Annotated in this window: 19 protein-coding genes; 14 read left to right on the top strand and 5 right to left on the bottom strand. The window is 74.2% G+C overall.

Features of this window, described 5'->3' with window-relative positions; translation table 11 throughout:
* Nucleotides 1-124 precede the first annotated feature (124 nt).
* On the bottom strand, nucleotides 125-1,297 hold the full coding sequence (locus ABZ881_RS20950) for a globin domain-containing protein (RefSeq protein ID WP_358486862.1): 1,173 nt from the start codon (nucleotides 1,295-1,297) through the stop codon (nucleotides 125-127).
* Nucleotides 1,298-1,657: 360 nt separating this feature from the next.
* Between ABZ881_RS20950 and ABZ881_RS20945 the strand changes: the two genes are divergently transcribed.
* The 8 genes from ABZ881_RS20945 to ABZ881_RS20910 all read left to right on the top strand — a co-directional run bounded on the left by ABZ881_RS20945 (nucleotide 1,658) and on the right by ABZ881_RS20910 (nucleotide 9,975).
* Nucleotides 1,658-2,398 (top strand): pyridoxamine 5'-phosphate oxidase family protein, encoded by a 741-nt coding sequence (locus ABZ881_RS20945; RefSeq protein WP_358486861.1) that lies wholly within the window; start codon nucleotides 1,658-1,660, stop codon nucleotides 2,396-2,398.
* Between the two features lie 426 nt (nucleotides 2,399-2,824).
* On the top strand, nucleotides 2,825-5,455 hold the full coding sequence (gene clpB, locus ABZ881_RS20940) for an ATP-dependent chaperone ClpB (RefSeq protein ID WP_358486858.1): 2,631 nt from the start codon (nucleotides 2,825-2,827) through the stop codon (nucleotides 5,453-5,455).
* 50 nt (nucleotides 5,456-5,505) lie between these two features.
* Nucleotides 5,506-5,838, top strand: a complete 333-nt coding sequence (locus ABZ881_RS20935) for a YbaB/EbfC family nucleoid-associated protein (protein ID WP_358486857.1) — start codon at nucleotides 5,506-5,508, stop codon at nucleotides 5,836-5,838.
* A complete protein-coding gene (locus ABZ881_RS20930) occupies nucleotides 5,835-6,158 on the top strand; it encodes a type VII secretion target (RefSeq protein WP_358486856.1) in 324 nt (107 codons plus the stop codon). Before ABZ881_RS20935 ends, ABZ881_RS20930 begins: the two co-directional genes overlap by 4 nt.
* Nucleotides 6,155-7,009: a hypothetical protein gene (locus ABZ881_RS20925; RefSeq protein WP_358486854.1), complete on the top strand. Its 855-nt coding sequence runs from the start codon at nucleotides 6,155-6,157 to the stop codon at nucleotides 7,007-7,009. The genes ABZ881_RS20930 and ABZ881_RS20925 overlap by 4 nt, the downstream gene beginning before the upstream one ends.
* Before the next feature lie 79 nt (nucleotides 7,010-7,088).
* Complete coding sequence (locus ABZ881_RS20920; protein ID WP_358486853.1) at nucleotides 7,089-7,736, top strand: hypothetical protein; 648 nt, start codon at nucleotides 7,089-7,091, stop codon at nucleotides 7,734-7,736.
* Nucleotides 7,737-7,826: 90 nt separating this feature from the next.
* Nucleotides 7,827-8,924, top strand: coding sequence for an SDR family NAD(P)-dependent oxidoreductase (locus tag ABZ881_RS20915; protein WP_358486850.1), 1,098 nt, complete (start codon nucleotides 7,827-7,829; stop codon nucleotides 8,922-8,924).
* Between the two features lie 55 nt (nucleotides 8,925-8,979).
* Nucleotides 8,980-9,975, top strand: coding sequence for an adenosine deaminase (locus tag ABZ881_RS20910; RefSeq protein ID WP_358486848.1), 996 nt, complete (start codon nucleotides 8,980-8,982; stop codon nucleotides 9,973-9,975).
* A 10-nt stretch (nucleotides 9,976-9,985) separates the two neighbouring features.
* Here the strand turns inward: ABZ881_RS20910 and ABZ881_RS20905 are convergent, their stop codons facing one another.
* Nucleotides 9,986-11,584 (bottom strand): NAD(P)/FAD-dependent oxidoreductase, encoded by a 1,599-nt coding sequence (locus ABZ881_RS20905; RefSeq protein WP_358486846.1) that lies wholly within the window; start codon nucleotides 11,582-11,584, stop codon nucleotides 9,986-9,988.
* Between the two features lie 152 nt (nucleotides 11,585-11,736).
* Here ABZ881_RS20905 and ABZ881_RS20900 point away from each other — a divergent pair, with 152 nt between their 5' ends.
* Genes ABZ881_RS20900 through ABZ881_RS20890 form a run of 3 tightly spaced genes read left to right on the top strand, consistent with a single transcriptional unit; the run spans nucleotide 11,737 to nucleotide 13,714 of the window.
* Nucleotides 11,737-12,510 (top strand): SDR family oxidoreductase, encoded by a 774-nt coding sequence (locus tag ABZ881_RS20900; RefSeq protein WP_358486844.1) that lies wholly within the window; start codon nucleotides 11,737-11,739, stop codon nucleotides 12,508-12,510.
* Complete coding sequence (gene pyrE / locus ABZ881_RS20895; protein WP_358486842.1) at nucleotides 12,507-13,064, top strand: orotate phosphoribosyltransferase; 558 nt, start codon at nucleotides 12,507-12,509, stop codon at nucleotides 13,062-13,064. Before ABZ881_RS20900 ends, pyrE begins: the two co-directional genes overlap by 4 nt.
* Nucleotides 13,061-13,714, top strand: a complete 654-nt coding sequence (locus tag ABZ881_RS20890) for an RNA methyltransferase (RefSeq protein WP_358486836.1) — start codon at nucleotides 13,061-13,063, stop codon at nucleotides 13,712-13,714. The genes pyrE and ABZ881_RS20890 overlap by 4 nt, the downstream gene beginning before the upstream one ends.
* A gap of 573 nt (nucleotides 13,715-14,287) precedes the next feature.
* Here ABZ881_RS20890 and ABZ881_RS20885 read toward each other — a convergent pair.
* From ABZ881_RS20885 to ABZ881_RS20875, 3 genes are all read right to left on the bottom strand, one after another.
* Nucleotides 14,288-15,187: a VTT domain-containing protein gene (locus tag ABZ881_RS20885; RefSeq protein ID WP_358486832.1), complete on the bottom strand. Its 900-nt coding sequence runs from the start codon at nucleotides 15,185-15,187 to the stop codon at nucleotides 14,288-14,290.
* Nucleotides 15,188-15,283: 96 nt separating this feature from the next.
* Nucleotides 15,284-15,649 carry a hypothetical protein gene (locus ABZ881_RS20880; RefSeq protein WP_358486830.1) on the bottom strand — a complete coding sequence of 122 codons (366 nt, stop codon included), beginning with the start codon at nucleotides 15,647-15,649 and terminating at the stop codon, nucleotides 15,284-15,286.
* The gene (locus ABZ881_RS20875; protein WP_344021735.1) at nucleotides 15,646-16,323 is read right to left on the bottom strand and encodes a sigma-70 family RNA polymerase sigma factor; all 678 of its coding nucleotides are present in this window, start codon (nucleotides 16,321-16,323) and stop codon (nucleotides 15,646-15,648) included. The genes ABZ881_RS20880 and ABZ881_RS20875 overlap by 4 nt, the downstream gene beginning before the upstream one ends.
* Before the next feature lie 177 nt (nucleotides 16,324-16,500).
* Between ABZ881_RS20875 and fbaA the strand changes: the two genes are divergently transcribed.
* The 3 genes from fbaA to ABZ881_RS20860 all read left to right on the top strand — a co-directional run bounded on the left by fbaA (nucleotide 16,501) and on the right by ABZ881_RS20860 (nucleotide 19,160).
* A complete protein-coding gene (gene fbaA, locus ABZ881_RS20870; protein ID WP_344021733.1) occupies nucleotides 16,501-17,529 on the top strand; it encodes a class II fructose-bisphosphate aldolase in 1,029 nt (342 codons plus the stop codon).
* A gap of 72 nt (nucleotides 17,530-17,601) precedes the next feature.
* Entirely contained in the window at nucleotides 17,602-18,015 is a 414-nt protein-coding gene (locus ABZ881_RS20865) for a DUF3151 domain-containing protein (RefSeq protein ID WP_358486827.1), read from the top strand.
* Between the two features lie 8 nt (nucleotides 18,016-18,023).
* Nucleotides 18,024-19,160, top strand: coding sequence for an FUSC family protein (locus ABZ881_RS20860; RefSeq protein WP_358486825.1), 1,137 nt, complete (start codon nucleotides 18,024-18,026; stop codon nucleotides 19,158-19,160).
* The last annotated feature ends 57 nt before the right edge of the window (nucleotides 19,161-19,217 follow it).

Here is a 19,217-nt window from a genome sequence, read left to right as displayed (position 1 = left end):
CTAGACAGCTCCACTCCACACCCGGGAGGCCTTCGCCCGTCTACAGATCAGACCGTGTCGTCACACGATCTCGACCAACGTGCCTGGGCATCACATCTAGCGCTCCGGGGCCGGCGGTCCCGGCTCAGTCCATCGTGAACGGGTCGTAGGTGATCCGGTCCAGCGGCGTCCCGGCGACCAGCATCCGGGAGACGGTGGACCGGATCATCGCCGGCGAGCCGCAGACCAGCACGTCGTGGTCGCTCCACGCGCCGAACCGGGTCACGACGTCGGCCAGGGTGCCGGTCTCGGCCCCCGACGGCTCGTCCTCGTGCTCGACGACCGGGATGACGTCCAGCCACGGGAAGTTGTAGGACAGCTTGCGCAGCGCGGTGAAGTCGTAGAGGTCCTCCCAGGTGCGCCCGCCGACGAAGACCTGGGTGCGCGGCGGCCGCGGCCGCTGCCGCACCTCGTCGAGCAGCGCCTTCATCGGGGCGATCCCGGTGCCCCCGGCGACCATCAGCAGCTCGCGCTCGCTGTTGTACGGGACGGCCATCCGGCCCATCGGCGGGCCGATCCGCCAGGTCTCGCCGACCCGGCTGTGCGCGACGATGGCCCGGCTGACCCAGCCGTTCTCCACCGCGCGCACGTGGAACTCGATCGTCCCGTCCGGGCGCGGCGAGTTCGCGGGCGAGAGGTAGCGCCACAGCCGCGGCCGGTGCGGGGTCTCGACCGACAGATACTGCCCGGCCTGGTAGGGCACCGGCTGGTCGGTGGCGACGGTGACGACGGCCAGGTCCCAGCCGATCCGGCGGTGGTCGACGACCCGGCCCAGCCAGGACGCCGGCCCGCGCTCGGCGGCGGCGGCCTGCTGCATGGCGTCGGCGACGATCCCGTAGGCGCCGGTCCAGGCCTTCTCGATCTCCGGCGTCCAGTGCTCGCCGGCGTAGGTGGCGATCGCGGACAGCAGCGCCTCGCCGACCGCGTCGTAGTGCTGGGAGAGCACGCCGAACTTGCGGTGGTCGCGGCCGAGCTGCTGCAGGAACGGCACCAGGTCGTCCGGCTGGTCCACCATCTGGACGACGTGCACGAGGGCGCGCAGCAGCCGGCTGCGCTGCACCTCCATGTTCACCGGGAACAGGTCGCGGGTCTCCGGCGCCCGGCCGAACAGGGTCGCGTAGAAGTGCTTGCCGAGCTCCTCGGCCTGCGGCTCGACGAGGGCGAAGCTGGTCCGGATGAGCTCGACTGTCCGGTCCGCCTCCGAGGCGGGGCGTCGCTGCGGGGCGACGTCGCCGGCGATCAGCTGGTCAGCAGTCATGCCTGGCGGACACTCTCCTCGGTCGTGCTCCGTGCCGCGGTGACACCGGACATCGATGTCCGCGTACCGCCGGTTAGGGTACGCGAGCGCCTCCGTCCGGCGGAACGTCGCGACGCATTTAGCTCACTGTGAGGCAGTGGGCAAGTACACACGGTCACGAATCATCCGTTCGGGGACGGTGGTCACTCGTCATGGCGTGGGTGGCGCCGTGGTCAGGATAGCGCCCGTGTGCCGGAATGCCGACGTGGCGTGGCGCCCGGATGCCCCGGCGATCGTTTGGTCCTGGGCCTGCCGGATGGCACGGTGGTAACCGTGCCGCTGCGAACGCCCGCCCCGGTGCTCCCCGGTCGTGATCGTCCCGTGACCGTCCCGGAGCACCCCACGAACGACGTGGAGACCACCGAACACGCTGTTCACCGGCCGGGCTCCAGCGGGGAGCACGCCCTCCAGGGCGAGCTCGGCAGCGTCGCGCGGGCCGACCGGTTCTACGACGACCAGCTCCGCGACCGGCTGCTCCCCCGGATGATCGAGTTCATCGGGCGGATGGAGATGACCTTCGTCGCGACCGCCGACGCGCACGGCGAGTGCGACAGCTCGCTGCGCGCCGGACCGCCCGGATTCGTCCGGGTGCTCGACGACCACACCCTCGCCTATCCCGAGTACCGCGGTAACGGTGTGTATGCGAGCCTCGGCAATCTCGTCGAGAACCCGCACATCGGCCTGCTCATGGTCGACTTCACCGACTCGCTGATCGGCCTGCACGTGAACGGCCGGGCCCGGGTGATGGACGACGACGCCTTCCGCGTGACCTTCCCGGGGCAGGTCCGCGACCGGGCCGCCGGCCGCCGCGCCGAACGCTGGGTGGTGGTGGAGGTCGAGGAGGCCTACATCCACTGCCGCAAGCACATCCCGCGGATGGAGCGGGTCACCCGGCGGCGGGAGTGGGGCACCGACGACCCGGGCCGCAAGGGTGGCGACTTCTTCGGTGCCAAGGGGACCCCGCAGCGGTCGCCGCGCCCGTCCCGGCGGCGGTTCCCCAGCACCACGCACCTCGGTGCGGGATCGGCCCGCGTGCTGCGTGGGCGGCCGCACTCCCGCTGACCCGGTGCGGTGCGGCGCCGTCCGGTGCGGCGAGGCGCCCGCGGTGCGACACCGGGTTGGTCCGCCGGGGCTCGGTGTGGTCGGTCCGTGTCGCACCCGCTGTCGGTCCCCGCACCGCCTGGAGCCGGTGCGACGACGCGGGAGAGGTGCGAGGCGGAATCCGGAGGGGGCGACGCCGAACCGGGCGTGCGACGCCGCACCGGGGGTGCCACGCCGTGCGCGGGGTCCGACGCCCACCGTGGGTACGCGAACGTGATCGCCGCATCACCCGGCCCCGAAAACCTTTCCCTGAGTGGAACAGACTCAACTTTCCTGCCGTTGAAGGTGTCGAGAGGCGCATCCCCCGGCAGACTGTGACGCAGGCGGGCCGGGTGTCGCTCCCCACGACCACGAACCCCACGCGAAGGACCGGGAGGACCGCGGAGCATGGACTCTTTCAACCCCACCACCCGTACCCAGCAGGCCATCTCCGCAGCCGTCCAGGCCGCGACGCTGGCCGGCAACCCCGATGTCGGGCCGACCCATCTGCTCGGTGCGCTGCTGGCCCAGGGCGACGGCATCGCCGCCCCGCTGCTGGCCGCCGTCGGGGCCGACGCGGACGCCGTCCGCGCCGAGCTGACCGCGCTCGGGAACCGGCTGCCGTCGGCGTCCGGCTCCTCGGTGAGCGCGCCGCAGCTGTCCCGCGACGCGCTGGCCGCGATCACCGCCGCCCAGCAGCTCGCGACCGAGATGGGCGACGAGTACGTCTCCACCGAGCACCTGCTCGTCGGGCTCGCCCGGTCCGGTGGGCCGGTGGCCCAGCTGCTGCAGCGTCACGGCGCCACGCCGGACGCCCTGCGCGAGGCGTTCGCCCAGGTCCGCGGCTCGGCCCGGGTGAGCAGCCCGGACCCGGAGAGCAGCTACCAGGCACTGGAGAAGTACGGCCAGGACCTGACCGCCCGGGCCCGCGAGGGCGAGCTCGACCCGGTCATCGGCCGGGACACCGAGATCCGCCGGGTCGTGCAGGTGCTGTCCCGGCGCACCAAGAACAACCCGGTGCTGATCGGTGAGCCGGGCGTCGGCAAGACCGCGATCGTCGAGGGACTGGCCCAGCGGATCGTCGCCGGGGACGTGCCCGAGTCGCTGCGCAACAAGCGGGTCATCACGCTCGACCTCGGGTCGATGGTGGCCGGCGCGAAGTACCGCGGCGAGTTCGAGGAGCGGCTCAAGGCCGTCCTCAAGGAGATCACCGACTCGGCCGGCGAGATCATCACCTTCATCGACGAGCTGCACACGATCGTCGGTGCCGGGGCGTCCGGCGAGGGCGCGATGGACGCCGGGAACATGATCAAGCCGATGCTCGCCCGCGGCGAGCTGCGGATGGTCGGCGCCACCACGCTCGACGAGTACCGCCAGCACATCGAGAAGGACCCGGCCCTGGAGCGCCGCTTCCAGCAGGTGCTGGTCGGCGAGCCGAGCGTCGAGGACACGGTCGGCATCCTGCGCGGCCTGAAGGAGCGCTACGAGGTGCACCACGGCGTCCGGATCACCGACGCCGCGCTGGTCGCCGCCGCCACCCTCTCCGACCGCTACATCACCGCCCGGTTCCTCCCGGACAAGGCGATCGACCTGGTCGACGAGGCCGCGTCCCGGCTCCGGATGGAGATCGACTCGCGTCCGGTGGAGATCGACACCGTGGAACGCGCGGTGCGCAGGCTGGAGATAGAGGAGATGGCGCTGACCCAGGAATCCGACGCCGCCTCCAAGGATCGGCTCGTCGCGCTGCGCGCCGAGCTCGCCGAGAAGCGCGAGGAGCTCTCCGTGCTCACCGCGCGCTGGCAGAACGAGAAGGGCGCCATCGAGTCGACCCGCGAGCTCAAGGAGCAGCTCGAGCAGCTGCGCGGCGAGTCCGAGCGGGCCGAGCGCGACGGCGACCTGGGCCGGGCCGCCGAGCTGCGCTACGGGCGCATCCCGGCGCTGGAGAAGGAGCTGGCCGAGAAGACCGCGGTCATCGACACCCACGAGGACGTGATGCTCAAGGAGGAGGTCGGCCCGGACGACGTCGCCGACGTCGTCAGCTCCTGGACCGGCGTCCCGGCCGGCCGGATGCTGGAGGGCGAGACCGCCAAGCTGCTCCGGATGGAGGACGAGCTGGGCCGCCGGGTGATCGGGCAGGCCGAGGCCGTCCGGGTCGTCTCCGACGCCGTCCGCCGGGCCCGCGCCGGCATCTCCGACGAGAACCGGCCGACCGGGTCGTTCCTGTTCCTCGGGCCGACCGGCGTCGGCAAGACCGAGCTGGCCAAGGCGCTCGCCGAGTTCCTGTTCGACGACGAGCGGGCGATGGTCCGGATCGACATGAGCGAGTACTCCGAGAAGCACAGCGTCGCCCGCCTGGTGGGCGCCCCGCCCGGCTACGTCGGCTACGACCAGGGCGGCCAGCTCACCGAGGCGGTCCGGCGGCGGCCGTACACCGTGGTGCTGCTGGACGAGGTGGAGAAGGCACACCCGGACGTCTTCGACACGCTCCTGCAGGTGCTCGACGACGGCCGGCTGACCGACGGCCAGGGCCGCACCGTGGACTTCCGCAACACCATCCTGGTGCTGACCTCCAACCTCGGCAGCCAGGCGATCGCCGACCAGGCGCTCGACGAGAAGGCCAGGGAGGACGCCGTCATGGCCGTCGTCCGGACGCACTTCAAGCCCGAGTTCCTGAACCGGCTCGACGACGTCGTGGTCTTCCACGCGCTGTCCACCGACGAGCTCACCCACATCGTCGACATCCAGGTCGGCGTGCTCGGGCGCAGGCTCGCCAAGCGCAGGCTGATCCTCGAGGTCACCGACGCCGCCCGCGAGTGGCTGGCGCTCAACGGGTTCGACCCGGTCTACGGGGCGCGCCCGCTGCGCAGGCTGGTGCAGTCCTCGATCGGGGACCAGCTGGCCCGCGAGCTGCTCGCCGGGACGATCCGGGAGGGCGACACGGTGCGGGTCGATCTCGATCCGGCGGCGTCCGGCGGGACCGGCGGCCTGGTCGTCGGGCGGGCGCTCGCCGGCTCGGATCCGGTCGCGATCGCGAACTGATCCGCGGACTCGGCCGTGCGCCGGGACGATGACCGGCATCGTCCCGGCGCATGGAGCGTCCACATCCTTCCGCCGTCCCACCGGCGGGAACCTGGCTCGACGAGTACCGCGAGCGCGTCGAGGAGATCCGGGCCCGGGCCGAGAGCGCCCGGGCCCGGATCGCGACGGTCACGGCGACCGCACGGACCCGTGACGGTGCGGTCGTCGTCACCGTGGACCAGTCCGGTCACCTGACCGGACTGGTCCTCGGCGTCCGGGCCGAGGAGATGCCCCGGGCCCGGCTCGCCGAGACGGTGCTGCGGCTCGCCGCCGAGGCCGCCGCCGACGTGGCCGGGCAGGTCGAGAAGATCATGGAACCGCTGATCTCCGGGCCCGGGCGGTGACGGCCCCGGGGGCCGGGTTCCGGGTCGATCCGGAGTCCCTCGGCGCGCAGGCCGCCCGGCTCCGCGATCTCGCGGCCGGGGTGACGGCGCTGCGGCCCTCGCTCACCGAGCTGGACACCGACGTCTACGGCGCGATCGGCAGCTTCTTCGCCGCCGACGCGACCGCGGCGATGCGCGCCGGGGCCCAGGCACTGGACGAGCTGGGCAGCGCACTGCGCGAGCTGTCCGCGGCCGCCCGGGAGGCCGCGGCCGGCTACCGCGAGACCGACCTACGGGCCGCCCGGGAGCTCGCCGGGATCGACGTGGCGGAACCGCGATGAGCGAGCTCCCGCTGGACGGGGCCGGAGTGCTCTCGTCGCTGCACGACGTCGGCACCGCCATCCGGGAGCAGGACGCCGGCGGTGTCGCGGTCACCGGGGTGGTGGCCGGTCTCGACACGCTGGCCTACGTCGCGGACCCGATCGGTGAGCTGGGCAGGGCCGGGGTCGGGTGGGCGATGGAGCACCTCGAGATCCTGCGGGTCCCGCTCGACCAGCTGTGCGGCGACCCGGTGCAGATCACCGCCCGGGCCGAGGACTGGCAGCGGATCTCCGCCGATCTCGGTACCGCGGCCGCCTCGCTGGACGGGGTGCGCGGTACCGCGGCCGGCTGGGAGGGCGCGGCCGGGGCCGGGTTCGGCCGGACGCTGACCGAGCACCAGGAGGCGCTGCGGACGATGTCCACGGCCGCCCGGGACGTGGCGGAGCTGGTGCTCGGCTCCGCGTCGTTGGTCGGCACCGAGCGGGCGATCGTCCGCGACCTGATCGCCGACCTCGTGGTCCGGCTGATCACCTGGTTGGTCATGGCGGGGCCGGCGGCGCTCGCCACCGCGGGGACGGCGCTGCCGCTCGCGATCGGCGCGGTCGTCGGGCAGGTCGCCGATACCGGCCTGACGATCACCCGCAGGATCGGGCAGCTCGACGGGATGCTCAAGCAGTCCGGCGCGGCGTTGGGACGCCTGGAGGACACCATGCGCGCCGGCCTGCTCCCCGAGGCACTGCGCGGGCCGCGGACGGCCGAGGCCGTCGGGCTCGTCCAGGACGCCGGACTGGAGTACGGCAAGCAGGAGGCCGCGGCCCGGGCGACCGGCTCCGGGTGGGACGACGGGGGGAACGGTCCGGCGTCCGGATGAGCCATCGGCACCCGGAAGGTGCACGTCCGGGCCGTGGCGCTACCACCTCGGCACCCGGATCGGGACTACGCTCCGCGGCATGTCGGTCTGGTTCGTCATCGCAGTCGTCGCGGTCGTCGTCGGCGTCGGGCTGCTGCTCTTCGACCGGTTCCGTGGCGGCGCCACGCGCGACCGGAAGCGGTGGGCGTCGATGCGCGAGTGGGAGTACCTGGACTCCGATCCGGTGCTGCCCAGCCGTTGGCGTTACGGGACCATCCACCAGGGCGGGCCGGGTGTCGCCCGCAACCTGGTGTCCGGCGACGTCCCCACCCCGGACGGTCCGCGCCGGGCCCACGCGTTCGACCACGAGCAGGCCGGGCGGATCAGCTCGGTGCTGTGCGCGGTCCAGGTCCAGGACTCGCTGCCCGCCGCGGTCGAGCTGCGGCTGCCGTCCGCACCGCTCCCCGACGACGCCGGCCTGGACCTGCTCGAGCCGGTCGGCGAGCGGTACGCCTTCGTGAGCGATGCCGAGGCGGTCCGCCCGCTGCTCACCCCGCGACTGGCCGACGCCAGCGACGCGGTCGGCGAGGACGTCGAGCTGCTCTGGGCGGAGGACGCCTGGGTGCTCGCCGCGGCGCCGGTCGGCATCTCCGCGGACCGCATGCAGGACCTGCTCGCCGATCTCGCCGAGGTGGCGACGGCGCTCGAGGAGGGCATGCACGCCACGCGTCCCGCGATCGAGTCCTGATCAGGGCGTATATACGTAGCGTAGATCAACGCATACGCGAAGTGACCACCCGAATGCGCTAGCCCGATCGGGTCTCGATACCCTTTTCGGGTGGCTCTGGCACTCATCACCGGCGGTGGCTCCGGGATCGGCGCGGTACTGGCCGACCGGCTGGCCTCCCGCGCACACGATCTGATCCTCGTCGGCCGGGATCCGGACCGGCTGCACGTCACCGCGCGGGCGCTCGCCGGCCGCTACGGCGTCCGGGCCGACGTCCTGGTCGCGGATCTCGCGACCCGGCACGGGCTGTTCCGGCTGGAGGCGCTGCTCGGCGGCCCCGGCGCGCCCGCGCTCGACGTCCTGGTGCACGACCTGCTGCACGGTGCGGTCCCGGCGGACACCGGCAGCGCCGACCCCGGGACGGCCGAGGCCCGGCAGGCCCGGATCGACCTGGGCATCACGGCGACGATGCGGCTGACCCACGCCGCGCTGCCCGGAATGCTGCGCCGCGGCGCCGGCACGGTGATCGCGGTCGGCGCCTCGCCGGCGCCGGACGAGGACCCGGCCACCGCCTGGGCGCTGGCCTTCACCGGCGGCCTGGCCGCGACGCTGGAGGGTACCGGGGTGCGGGCGGTGACCGTGCGCACCGAGCGGGCCGCCGAGTCCGCCCTGGACGTCGACCGCCCGATCGGTCTCCCGGGGCCGTCGCGTCCGGCGGCGGCCCTGCTGGAGCTCCCCCGCCGTGCGGTGAACGCCGGGCTGCGGGCGGCGCGCCGGGGTGCCCAGATCGTCTCCGACGCCACCCGGGAGCCGCTGATGCCGGTCGCCGGTGGGGCGGCCGCTCCGGCGGGCCGGGATGCCCGGGTGGGCGCGCCGGCCGGGGAGGCCCCGGCGGTTCCGGCGCTGCTCGCGTCGCCGCCCGCCGGTCCGCGTCGCCCCGTCGTCGCACCCGGCTGCGACCGGGCGCCCGCCGCGCAGCTGCCGCTGCGCACCCCGTCCCGGCTGCCGGACCTGCCGGCCCGGCCCGGCGCGGGCCGGGTTGTCGGAGCAGCCGTCGGAGCGGCCGCCGGGTGCGGGCGGTCCGAGCACTTCGTCGGCGGCGCCCTGCGCACCCCCGAGCAGCGTGCCCGGGCGGCCGCGGCGGCCCGGGACCGGGCGCGGCGGCGGACCGCTTCGATGCACACCACGGCCACCGCCACCGGCGGCTGAACCGGTTCCGGATCGGGGGTGGCAGGGTTCCCCGGCGGGCCGGGATGATCGCCGGATGACGACGACGGGGACCCCGCCGCTGCCGAAGGCGGAGCTGCACCTGCACATCGAGGGGACGCTCGAGCCGGAGACGGTGTTCGAGCTCGCCGACCGCAACGACGTCGCGCTGCCCTACCGCGACGTCGAGGACCTCCGGGCCCGCTACGAGTTCACCGACCTGCAGTCGTTCCTCGACGTGTACTACGCCAACATGGCGGTGCTGCGCACCCGCGCGGACTTCGCCGAGCTGGCGTCGGCGTACCTGCGGCGCTGCCCCGGCGAGGGGATCCGGCACGTCGAGATGTTCTTCGACCCGCAGGCGCACACCGCCAGGGGGATCCCGATCGGGGACGTCATCGGCGGGCTGACCGACGCCGTCGACGAGCACGCCGGCAGCGTGTCGGCCGGGCTGATCCTGTGCTTCCTGCGGGACCGGCCGGCGTCCGAGGCGGCGGACACGCTGCGCGCCGCCGAGTCGCACCTGGACCGGATCGTCGGCGTCGGCCTGGACTCGGCCGAGGTCGGGCACCCGCCGTCGAAGTTCACCGAGGTGTTCGCCCGGGCCCGCGACCTCGGTCTCAAGCCGGTGGCGCACGCCGGCGAGGAGGGCCCGGCCGGCTACGTCCGGGAGGCGCTCGACGAGCTCGGCGTGCTGCGGGTGGACCACGGCATCCGGTCCATCGAGGACGACGAGCTGGTCGCGCGGCTGCGCCGGGACGGCACCCCGCTGACCGTCTGCCCGCTGTCGAACGTGCGCCTCGGCTGCGTCCCCGGGATCGGGCTGCACCCGCTGCCGGAGATGCTCGACGCCGGGCTGAAGGTGTCGGTGCACTCCGACGACCCGGCGTACTTCGGCGGGTACGCCGACCGGAACTACGCCGCCGTCCGGGATGGCCTGGGCCTGTCCGACGACCAGCTGCGGACCCTGGCCGCGAACTCGATGGAGGCGTCGTTCGTGGACGCCGCGACCCGGGACGCGCTGCTCGCGGAGGTCGCCGCCTGGCGGCCCTGACCGGCGGCGGTCAGGCGGTGGCGGCCAGCCGCACCGGGCGCAGCGGCTCCAGCGGCCGCCCGGCACCGGTCCGGCCGCGCTGCGCGCGGAACGGCGAGAGCCGGAACCGCCGCGTCCGCAGCTGGTACTCGGCGGTGTTGGCCGGCCACATGACGACGTTGACGCCGTCGTCGTTCTGGTAGTAGCTGGAGCAGCCACCGGTCTCGTAGACGGTGCGGGCGGATCGCCTGCGGATGCGCTCGGTCCAGCGTCGCTCGATCTCCGGCCGGACGTCGATCGACCGGATTCCCTCGTCGGCCATCCGGCAGACCGCGTCGGCGACGTAGCGGGCCTGCGCCTCGGAGAACAGCAGCGTCGAGCTGGCCCCGCTGGTCGCGTTCGGACCCTGCATGAGGAACAGGTTCGGGAAGTCCGGGCAGGTCATCCCCAGGTACGCCCGGGGGTTGCCGTCCCAGTGGTCGTGCAGCGAGCGGCCCTGCGCGTCGTGCAGCCGGTGCGCGATCGGCGCGGTGGCGCCGACCTGGAAGCCGGTGGTCAGGACGATCGCGTCCACCTCGGCGGAACTGCCGTCACCGGAGACGACGGTGCGGCCGTCGACCCGGACCAGCCCGCCGGTGTGCAGGCTGGAGTTCGGCGCGCTCATCGCCGGCAGATAGGTGTTCGAGACGAGCGGGCGCTTGCAGGCGTAGTCGAAGTCCGGGGTGAGCCGGGCGCGCAGCTCCGGATCCGGGACCTGCGCGGCCAGGTGCCGCCTGCCGACCCGGGTCAGCGCGTCGCGCAGGGTCCGGGACCGCCGGGTCGCCGCGAGCAGCTCCGCGCCCGCGTAGATCAGGTCGAACTGCATCTTGGTCAGGGTGGGGCTGGCGGCCAGCGCGCGACGGGTCCACCGGCCGACCGGGTTCTCCGGCTTCGGCATGATCCACGCCGGGGAGCGCTGGAACACGTGCAGCTCGGCGACCTGCGGCTGCAGCTCGGGGACCAGCTGGATGGCGGTGGCGCCGGTACCCACCACGGCGACCCGCCGGCCGGTGAGATCGGCCGAGTGGTCCCAGCGGGCGGAGTGGAACACCGGGCCGTCGAACTCGGGGAGGCCGGGCACGTCGGGCAGCTTCGGGTCGGCGACCAGCCCGGCCGCGCTGACCAGGACGTCGGCGGTGTACCGACCGAGCGGGGTGTCGATCCGCCAGTGGCCCTCGGCGTCGTCCCACTGTGCGGAGTGCACGTCGGCGCCGAACCGGACGTGCTGGGACAGCCCGGTGGAGCGGGCCAGCCGGCGCGCGTAGTCCTGCACCTCGTGACCGGGCGCGTACAGGTCCGACCAGTCCGGGTTGGTCATCGCGCGGAGCTGGTAGAGCGGCGACGGGGTGTCGACGCCGACGCCCGGGTAGGTGTTGTCCCGCCACACCCCGCCGACGTCGTCGGCCCGCTCCAGCAGCACGAAGTCGTGCACGCCCCGGCGCAGCAGCGCCAGCCCGACCGCCAGCCCGGTGAAACCGGTGCCGACGACGGCGACCCGCGAGTGCCGCGGCGAGGGCCCGGTCGGGAGTGCGCCGGCGTCCGGGGAGGACGGATCGGCCGGTCGCTGGAGCGGCGGCGCCTCGGACGTCATACCCCCGACGGTAAAGGCTGCATAACGGTCGGGCACGCGAGAGCGGTCCGTCTCACGGCGTTACGCCGCGTCATTGTCGCCGGGGTCACACCAACCGGTCGGTAACCAGGTCGCACCGCGTGCGTGCCGGGACGACGGACTAGGGTTGCCGGGTGCCCTCCGTCATGATCACGGGTGCGTCGTCGGGTATCGGGGCCGCCTTCGCCGACCGCCTCGCCGCGGACGGCCGGGACCTCGTCCTCGTGGCCCGCGACGCCGACCGGCTCCAGGCCGCCGCGAACCGGTACCGCGACCTCGGCGTCGCGGTCGAGGTGCTGGCCGCCGACCTGGCCGACGCCGAACAGCGGCTGCGGGTGGTCCGCAGGCTCGCCGACCCGGACGTCGCCCCCGTCGACCTGCTCGTCAACAACGCCGGTCTCGCGCTCGGTACGCCGTTCCTGGAGAACGAGCCCGCCGAGCTGACCCGCCAGCTCCAGGTCAACGTGGCGAGCGTGCTGGAGCTGACCCGCGCGGTGCTGCCCGGCATGGTCGATCGCGGCGCGGGCGCCGTGGTCAACGTCGCGAGCGTCGCCGGGTTCCTCGCCGGTCGCGGATCGACCTACCCGGCGGACAAGGCGTGGGTCATCTCCTTCACCGAGGGCGTCGCGGCCTCGCTGCAGGGCACCGGGGTGCGCGCGATGGCGCTGTGCCCCGGCTACGTTCGCACGGAGTTCCACGAGCGGGCCGGGATCGACGTCGGCGCCCGGCGCGGCCCGCTCTGGCTGGAGGCCTCGCAGGTCGTGGACGAGGCCCTCGCGGACCTGGACAGGGGACGGGTGGTGTCGGTGCCCTCGAGGCAGTACAAGGCGATCGTCGGACTGGTCGGGGTGCTCCCCCGCGGCGTGCTGCGGCGGATCACGGCGACCTTCGACCGGGACCGCACATGAGCGCGCACGGCGACCGGGCCCGGCTGGCGGCGCTGGTCCGGGAGATCGCCGTCGTGCACGAGAAGGTGACGCTGTCGTCCGGGGCGGAGGCCGACTACTACGTCGACCTGCGCCGGGTCACGCTGCACCACGAGGCGTCCCCGCTGATCGGCAGGCTGTTGCGGGAACTGACCGCGGACTGGGCGTACCGGTCGGTCGGCGGGCTGACCCTCGGCGCCGACCCGGTGGCGACGGCGGTGCTGCACGCCGCCGCGCGGGAGCCCGGCGCCGAGCCGGTGGACGCGTTCGTCGTGCGCAAGGAGACCAAGCGGCACGGCATGCAGCGGCTCATCGAGGGCCCGGCCATCGTCGGGCGCCCGGTGCTGGTCGTCGAGGACACCTCCACCACCGGCGGGTCCGTGTTGACCGCGGTCCGGTCGGTGCGCGAGGCCGGGGCGGACATCGTCGGGGTGTGCACCGTCGTCGACCGGGACACCGGGGCGCGGCAGGCCGTCGAGGCCGAGGGAGTGCCGTACCGGGCGCTGCTGGGGCTGGCGGACCTGCAGCTGGGGTGAGCCCGACCGAGCCCGGGCCGAGCGAGTGGTCGGTGCCGGGGCAGGTCGGCGTCGGCCCCTGGGAAGGGCCCCGGCCGGACGGCGACCGGTGGGACCCGGAGCTGCTGGAGCAGGGCGACCGGCGCAACGTCGTCGACGCCTACCGGTACTGGCGGCGCGAGGCCGTCGCCGAGGACCTGGCCGCCCGGGCCCATCCGTTCCACGTCGCGATCGAGAATCTCGGCCACGACCACAACATCGGCACCGTCGTGCGCACGGCCAACGCGTTCGGCGCCGGTGGGGTGCACATCGTCGGACGACGGCGCTGGAACCGGCGCGGCGCGATGGTCACCGACCGCTACCTGTCGGTGCACCACCATCCCGACGCCGCCGGCCTGGTCGGCTTCGCCCGGGCCCGCGGGCTCGCACTGGTCGCGGTGGACAACCTGCCCGGCGCGGCCCGGCTGGAGGAGACCGAGCTGCCCCGCGACTGCGTGCTGCTGTTCGGGGCCGAGGGGCCCGGGCTGTCGCCGGAGATCCGGGACGCCGCCGATCTCGCCGTCTCCATCGCCCAGTTCGGCTCGACCCGGTCGATCAACGCCGGGGTCGCCGCGGGCATCGTCATGCACGCCTGGGTGCGGCGGCACGCCGACCTGTCCCGCGCCTGGTGACGGCCCGAGGCCGCCTCGTGGTCGCTCGATGGTCGCCACGCGCGCCTGGTCGCCCGCACCCCTGGTGGGCGCCTCGCACCCCTGGCGGGTCGTCGCACCGTGTGGAGACGGTGCGGGATCGATATCGGGGTGCGAGCCGGCGTGGTCGGTGGGTGGTCGCACTCCCGGCGGGGCAGTCGCACCCCGATCGTGGGACGTCGCACCCTGGTGGGTTCCCGCACCGTGTGCAGGGGGTGCGCGGCAGGGGTGGGGTGCGCCTTCGGTACCGGGTGAGCCGGCCCATGTCGCCGACGCGGGCGATCGGCATGCCAGGAGCTGTGATCCCGCCCCGCGCACCCGTGACCCGATGCCGACGGCCAGGCGCCCGGCAACCCGATCCCGGCGCCTCGCGGCCCGGCCCCGGCTCCTGCCCTGGCTCCGGCCCGGTGGCGGAGCGGTCGCGGCACCCCGTGCAACGCGTCGCACCTGTTCCAGCGGGAGCGAGGCCACGCTGGGGGTGCGAGAGGCCGGCTGGAGCTGCGAGGCCACGCTGGGAGTGCGAGGCCAAGGGGTGCGATTCGGGTGGCGGCCGGTTCAGGCCAGCGGGGGCCGCGGGGGCCGCGGAGGCATCGACGGCGGGGTCGTCCCCGGCCGGTACATCTGCTCTCCGGAGGTGTGCGGCGGGGCCTGAGGCGCCGCGTCCGGCACCGGAGGAGCCGCGGCGTCCGGCCCCGGGGCCTCGGCGCCCGGGTGGCGCACGGCCGGCATCCGGGTGGTGACGGCCGCCGGATCGACGTCGGTGCCGGCAGCAGCGACGGTCGCCGCCCCGGCGACCCCCGCGCCGCGCCGCGCCGACGCCCTGGCCCGCAGCACCTCGAACACGATCGGCACGACGGAGATCAGCACGATCGCCACCAGGATCAGGTCGATCCGCTCCCGCACGACCGTGAACTGCCCGAGGAAGTAGCCGAGCACCGTCACCCCGGCGGCCCAGGCGACGCCGCCGACCAGCGAGTAGGTGAGATAGCGCCGCGCGTCCATCCGGGCGACCCCGGCGCTGACCGTGATGAACGTCCGCACGATCGGCACGAACCGCCCGAGCACGATCGCCCGGTTGCCGAACCGCTCGAAGAACTCGTGCGTCCTCGTCACGTGCTTCGGGTTGAACAGTCGTGAGCGCGGCCGGTCGAAGACGGCGGGGCCGGCGCGCAGGCCGATGCCGTAGCCGACCGCGTTCCCGGCCACCGCCGCGGCGACGAGCACCGCGCAGACCAGCCACAGCGGGACGCCGATCGCGCCCTGGGCGACGAACAGCCCGGCGGTGAACAGCAGCGAGTCGCCGGGCAGGAAGAAGCCGAGCAGCAGGCCGCACTCGGCGAACACGATCGCGGCGAGCCCGGCCAGTGCCCACGGGCCGAGGGACTCGATGATCACCGCCGGGTCGAGCCAGGAGGGGCCGAGTGCCAGCGTCTGGGTCGCGGCGAGAACCGTCACGTCACGCAACGGTACCGGCGGGCCGGTGCCGCCCGTACGGCGCCGTCACCAGCCGGAGGACGAACCGGACGCCTGGTCGGGAACCGGATCGCGGGCTCAGCCGAGTGCGGGCAGCGCCCCCGGTAGCAGCACCGACACCAGTGCGATCCCGCCGCCCAGCAGCGCACCCACCAGGAGCGCGATCAGCGCGGCCCACAGGATCTGGACGGTGACCGCCCGGCTGTCCGACGACGGCGGCGGCGCGACCGGGACGGCCGCCGGCCTGCGCTGCTGCGGCGGCGCCGGGCGGGGCGCGGCGGGCGGCGGCATCCGGCCCGGCGGGCGGGCCGGCACCGGCGGCGGGCCGGCCGGCCGGGGTGGCGGCGGCATCGGACGCCCGCGGGCCTGCGCGTGCAGCGCCTCGCCGACCCGGCGCTCGGCCTCGTCGCGGTACGGGTCGTGCGCCGTGTTCGGACCGGTCATCGCGGCTCCTCCGGACGGCGCGGCACGGGTGCACCGGCGCGCTCCTCCATGATGCGGGCGACCGCGTCCAGCGCACGGCTGGCGGTCGACTTCACCGTGCCCCGGCTCATCCCGGCGGCCTCGGCGATCTCGGACTCGGTCAGACCGCCGTAGTAGCGCAGCACCAGCACCTCGCGCTGCCGCGGCGGGAGCAGGCCCAGCGCGTCGACCACCGACTGGTGCTCGGCGGACAGCATCGCCAGCGACTCCGCCGAGCGGGCGTTCGCCGAGTGCGGCGGGACGTACTCGCGCGCGGTGCGCCGCCGGCGCAGCACCGACCGGGAGCCGTTCACCACCGCGGCACGCAGGTAGGCCACCGCGGCCGTCTCGTCGCGCAGCCCGGTCCAGTGCCGGTGCAGACCGGTGAACGCCTCCTGCACCACGTCCTCCGCGGTGGCCGGGATGTCGACCAGCAGCATCGCCAGCCGCATCAGCCGCAGCCGGTGGTCGCGGTAGAGATCGGCCAGGGTGAGCGGCTTCTCCTCGGCAGGCGCCTGCGGCTGCCCGCCCGAGCCGCCGGGACCGTCCGGAGCGGTCGCGAACGGACCGCCGCCCTCGGGCGCCGGTCTGCTGTCGATGGCGCGCAACCGGCCCAGCGTCCGGTCGACGGCGTTCTCGGCCCGCTCCTCCTCCACACTCAACAGCCTAGCGACCACCTCCGACGCCTTTCGCGCGCTTGTCCCTCCGTGCATCCGGAGGGGGTGACCAGACCCATCCGGCGGATGACTGCCCCCGCGGGGCGGGTACGTGATACTGACCCGGAGAGCACGCGCTGCGCCGAGCAGCGACCGCCGATGACGAGGAGGCCGTCCGTGCCGATCGCCACGCCCGAGATCTACAACGAGATGCTGGACAACGCCAAGAACGGCGAGTTCGCCTACCCGGCGATCAACGTGACCAGCACGGAGACCCTGAACGCGGCGCTGCGCGGGTTCGCCGAGGCGGGTTCGGACGGCATCGTCCAGGTCTCGACCGGTGGCGCGGAGTTCCTGTCCGGGACCCGGGTCAAGGACATGGTCACCGGCTCGGTCGGCCTCGCCGAGTTCGCACACGTCGTCGCCGACAAGTACCCGGTGAACATCGCCCTGCACACCGACCACTGCCCCAAGGACAAGCTCGACGGCTTCGTCCGGCCGCTGCTGAAGATCAGCCAGGAGCGGGTCGCCAAGGGCGAGAACCCGCTCTTCCAGTCGCACATGTGGGACGGCTCCGCGGTCGAGCTGGAGGAGAATCTCAAGATCGCCGCCGAGCTGCTCGACGAGGCGGTCAAGGCGAAGATCATCCTCGAGGTCGAGATCGGCGTCGTCGGCGGCGAGGAGGACGGTGTCGCCCACGACATCAACGACAAGCTCTACACCGCCCCCGGCGACTACGAGCGCACCGTCGAGGTGCTCGGCGCCGGTGAGAAGGGCCGCTACCTGCTCGCCGCGACCTTCGGCAACGTGCACGGCGTCTACAAGCCGGGCAACGTGAAGCTCCGCCCGGAGATTCTCAAGCAGGGCCAGGAGGTCGCCCGCGGCAAGCTGGGCTCCGGCGCCGCGGACAAGCCGTTCGATCTCGTCTTCCACGGCGGGTCCGGCTCGCTGCTGGAGGAGATCCACGAGTCGCTGACCTACGGCGTCGTCAAGATGAACGTCGACACCGACACCCAGTACGCCTTCACTCGCCCGATCGTGGCGCACATGTTCGAGAACTACGACGGCGTCCTCAAGATCGACGGCGAGGTCGGCAACAAGAAGGCCTACGACCCGCGGTCGTACCTGAAGAAGGCCGAGGTCGCGATGAGCGAGCGCGTGATCGAGGCGTGCGAGGCGCTCAAGTCCGCGGGCAAGGCCCTCTGACGTTGCGGGGACGGTCGTCGGGGCCCCGGCCCCGATGACCACCCGCGGGCCGCGCGGCGCCACAATGGCGGCATGAGTCTGCACGGCAACCTGCTCGAGCCCGAGGCCACGCGCCTGCCGGTCGACCCGGCCGCCGCCGAGCTGGACGGCGGTGCCGATCCGGCGGACGTGGCCGCCGCCAGCCCGTCGTCGAGCATCGCCTGGGCGGTGCTGGCCGAGCGGGCGCTGGACACCGGCGAGACCGTCGCCGCCTACGCCTACGCCCGCACCGGCTACCACCGCGCCCTCGACCAGCTGCGCCGCAACGGCTGGAAGGGCTTCGGCCCGGTGCCGTGGGCGCACGAGCCGAACCGCGGCTACCTGCGCGCCTGCGGGGCGCTGCTGCGCGCCGCGACCGCGATCGACGAGACCGGCGAGGTCGAGCGGCTGCGCACGCTGATCGCCGACTCCGACCCGGCTGCACTCGCCGCGCTCGGCATCGACTGAGCGGGCCGGTGCCGCCTGACGCGCTGGCCCGGGTGCGGGCCCGCGGGCGGCTCGGTGCGCGCCGGGTGCGGGCGTCCTGGCTGCCGATCCTGCAGTGCGCGTTCGCCGCCGGGCTCGCGCTGTGGGTGGCCGGCGACCTGGTCGGGCACGACCGGCCGTTCTTCGCGCCGATCGCCGCGGTGATCAGCCTCGGCGTCTCGCTGAACTCGCGCCTGCGCCGGGCCGCCGAGCTGGTGGTCGGCGTGAGCCTGGGCGTGCTGGTCGGTGACCTGATCATCGCCGAGATCGGCAGCGGGGTCTGGCAGCTGATGCTGGTCGTCGCGCTGGCGATCACCCTCGCCACCTTCTTCGACGGCGGCAACCTGATCGTCGCCCAGGCCGGCGCGTCCGCGGTGCTGGTGACGACGCTGCTGCCACCGGGCGACAGCAGCGGCATCGACCGCTGCGTGGACGCGCTGATCGGCGGCCTGGCCGGGATCCTGATCGCCGCCGTCATTCCGGTGAACCCGATCCGGCTGGTCCGCCGGTCCGCCCGCCGGGTGCTCGACGACCTGGTCACGGTGCTCACCGACACCGCGTCCGCGATGCGCGAGCACGACCGGGAGTGCGCGGTCCGGGCGCTGCACCGGGCCCGCGACACCCAGGCCGGGATCGACGAGCTGCGCGCCGCTGTCGGGGGTGCCGGTGAGGTCGCCATCGTGTCGCCGCTGCACCGGCCACGCCGCCGGATGCTGCGCCGCTACCGGGAGCTGGCCGACCGGGCCGACTACGCGCACCGCAACGCGCGGGTGCTCGCCCGCCGCACCCTGACCGCGCTGGAGGACGGCGAGCGGATCCCGGCCGAGCTGCCCGACGCGGTCACCGAGCTGGCCGGGGCGGTCGGCGCGCTGATCCGCGAGCTAGGCCAGGACGGCGACCGGGAGCGGGCCCGGCCGGCGTTCCTCGACGCCGTCGGGCACTCCCCGGTGTTGTCCGACCGGCAGGCCGGCACCGGACCGGCGGACGGGACGGCGGCCGTCTCGGTGCCGGTGCTCGTCGCCCAGGTGCGGTCGATCGCGGTCGACCTGCTGCAGGCGACCGGGATGAGCCGGTCCGAGGCGCTGGGCGCCCTCCGTGACCGGCTGCCGGGGGACGACTTGGGCTGATCGGGGGAGTGGGGGTTCCGTCACGGTACGGTCACGGAGCAGAATCGGCGCTGCTCG

Origin of the sequence: Pseudonocardia sp. NPDC046786 (genome assembly GCF_040645415.1) — a bacterium.
GTDB classification, from domain to species: Bacteria; Actinomycetota; Actinomycetes; order Mycobacteriales; family Pseudonocardiaceae; genus Pseudonocardia; species Pseudonocardia kongjuensis.
This window is presented reverse-complemented; position numbering and strand designations above follow the sequence as displayed.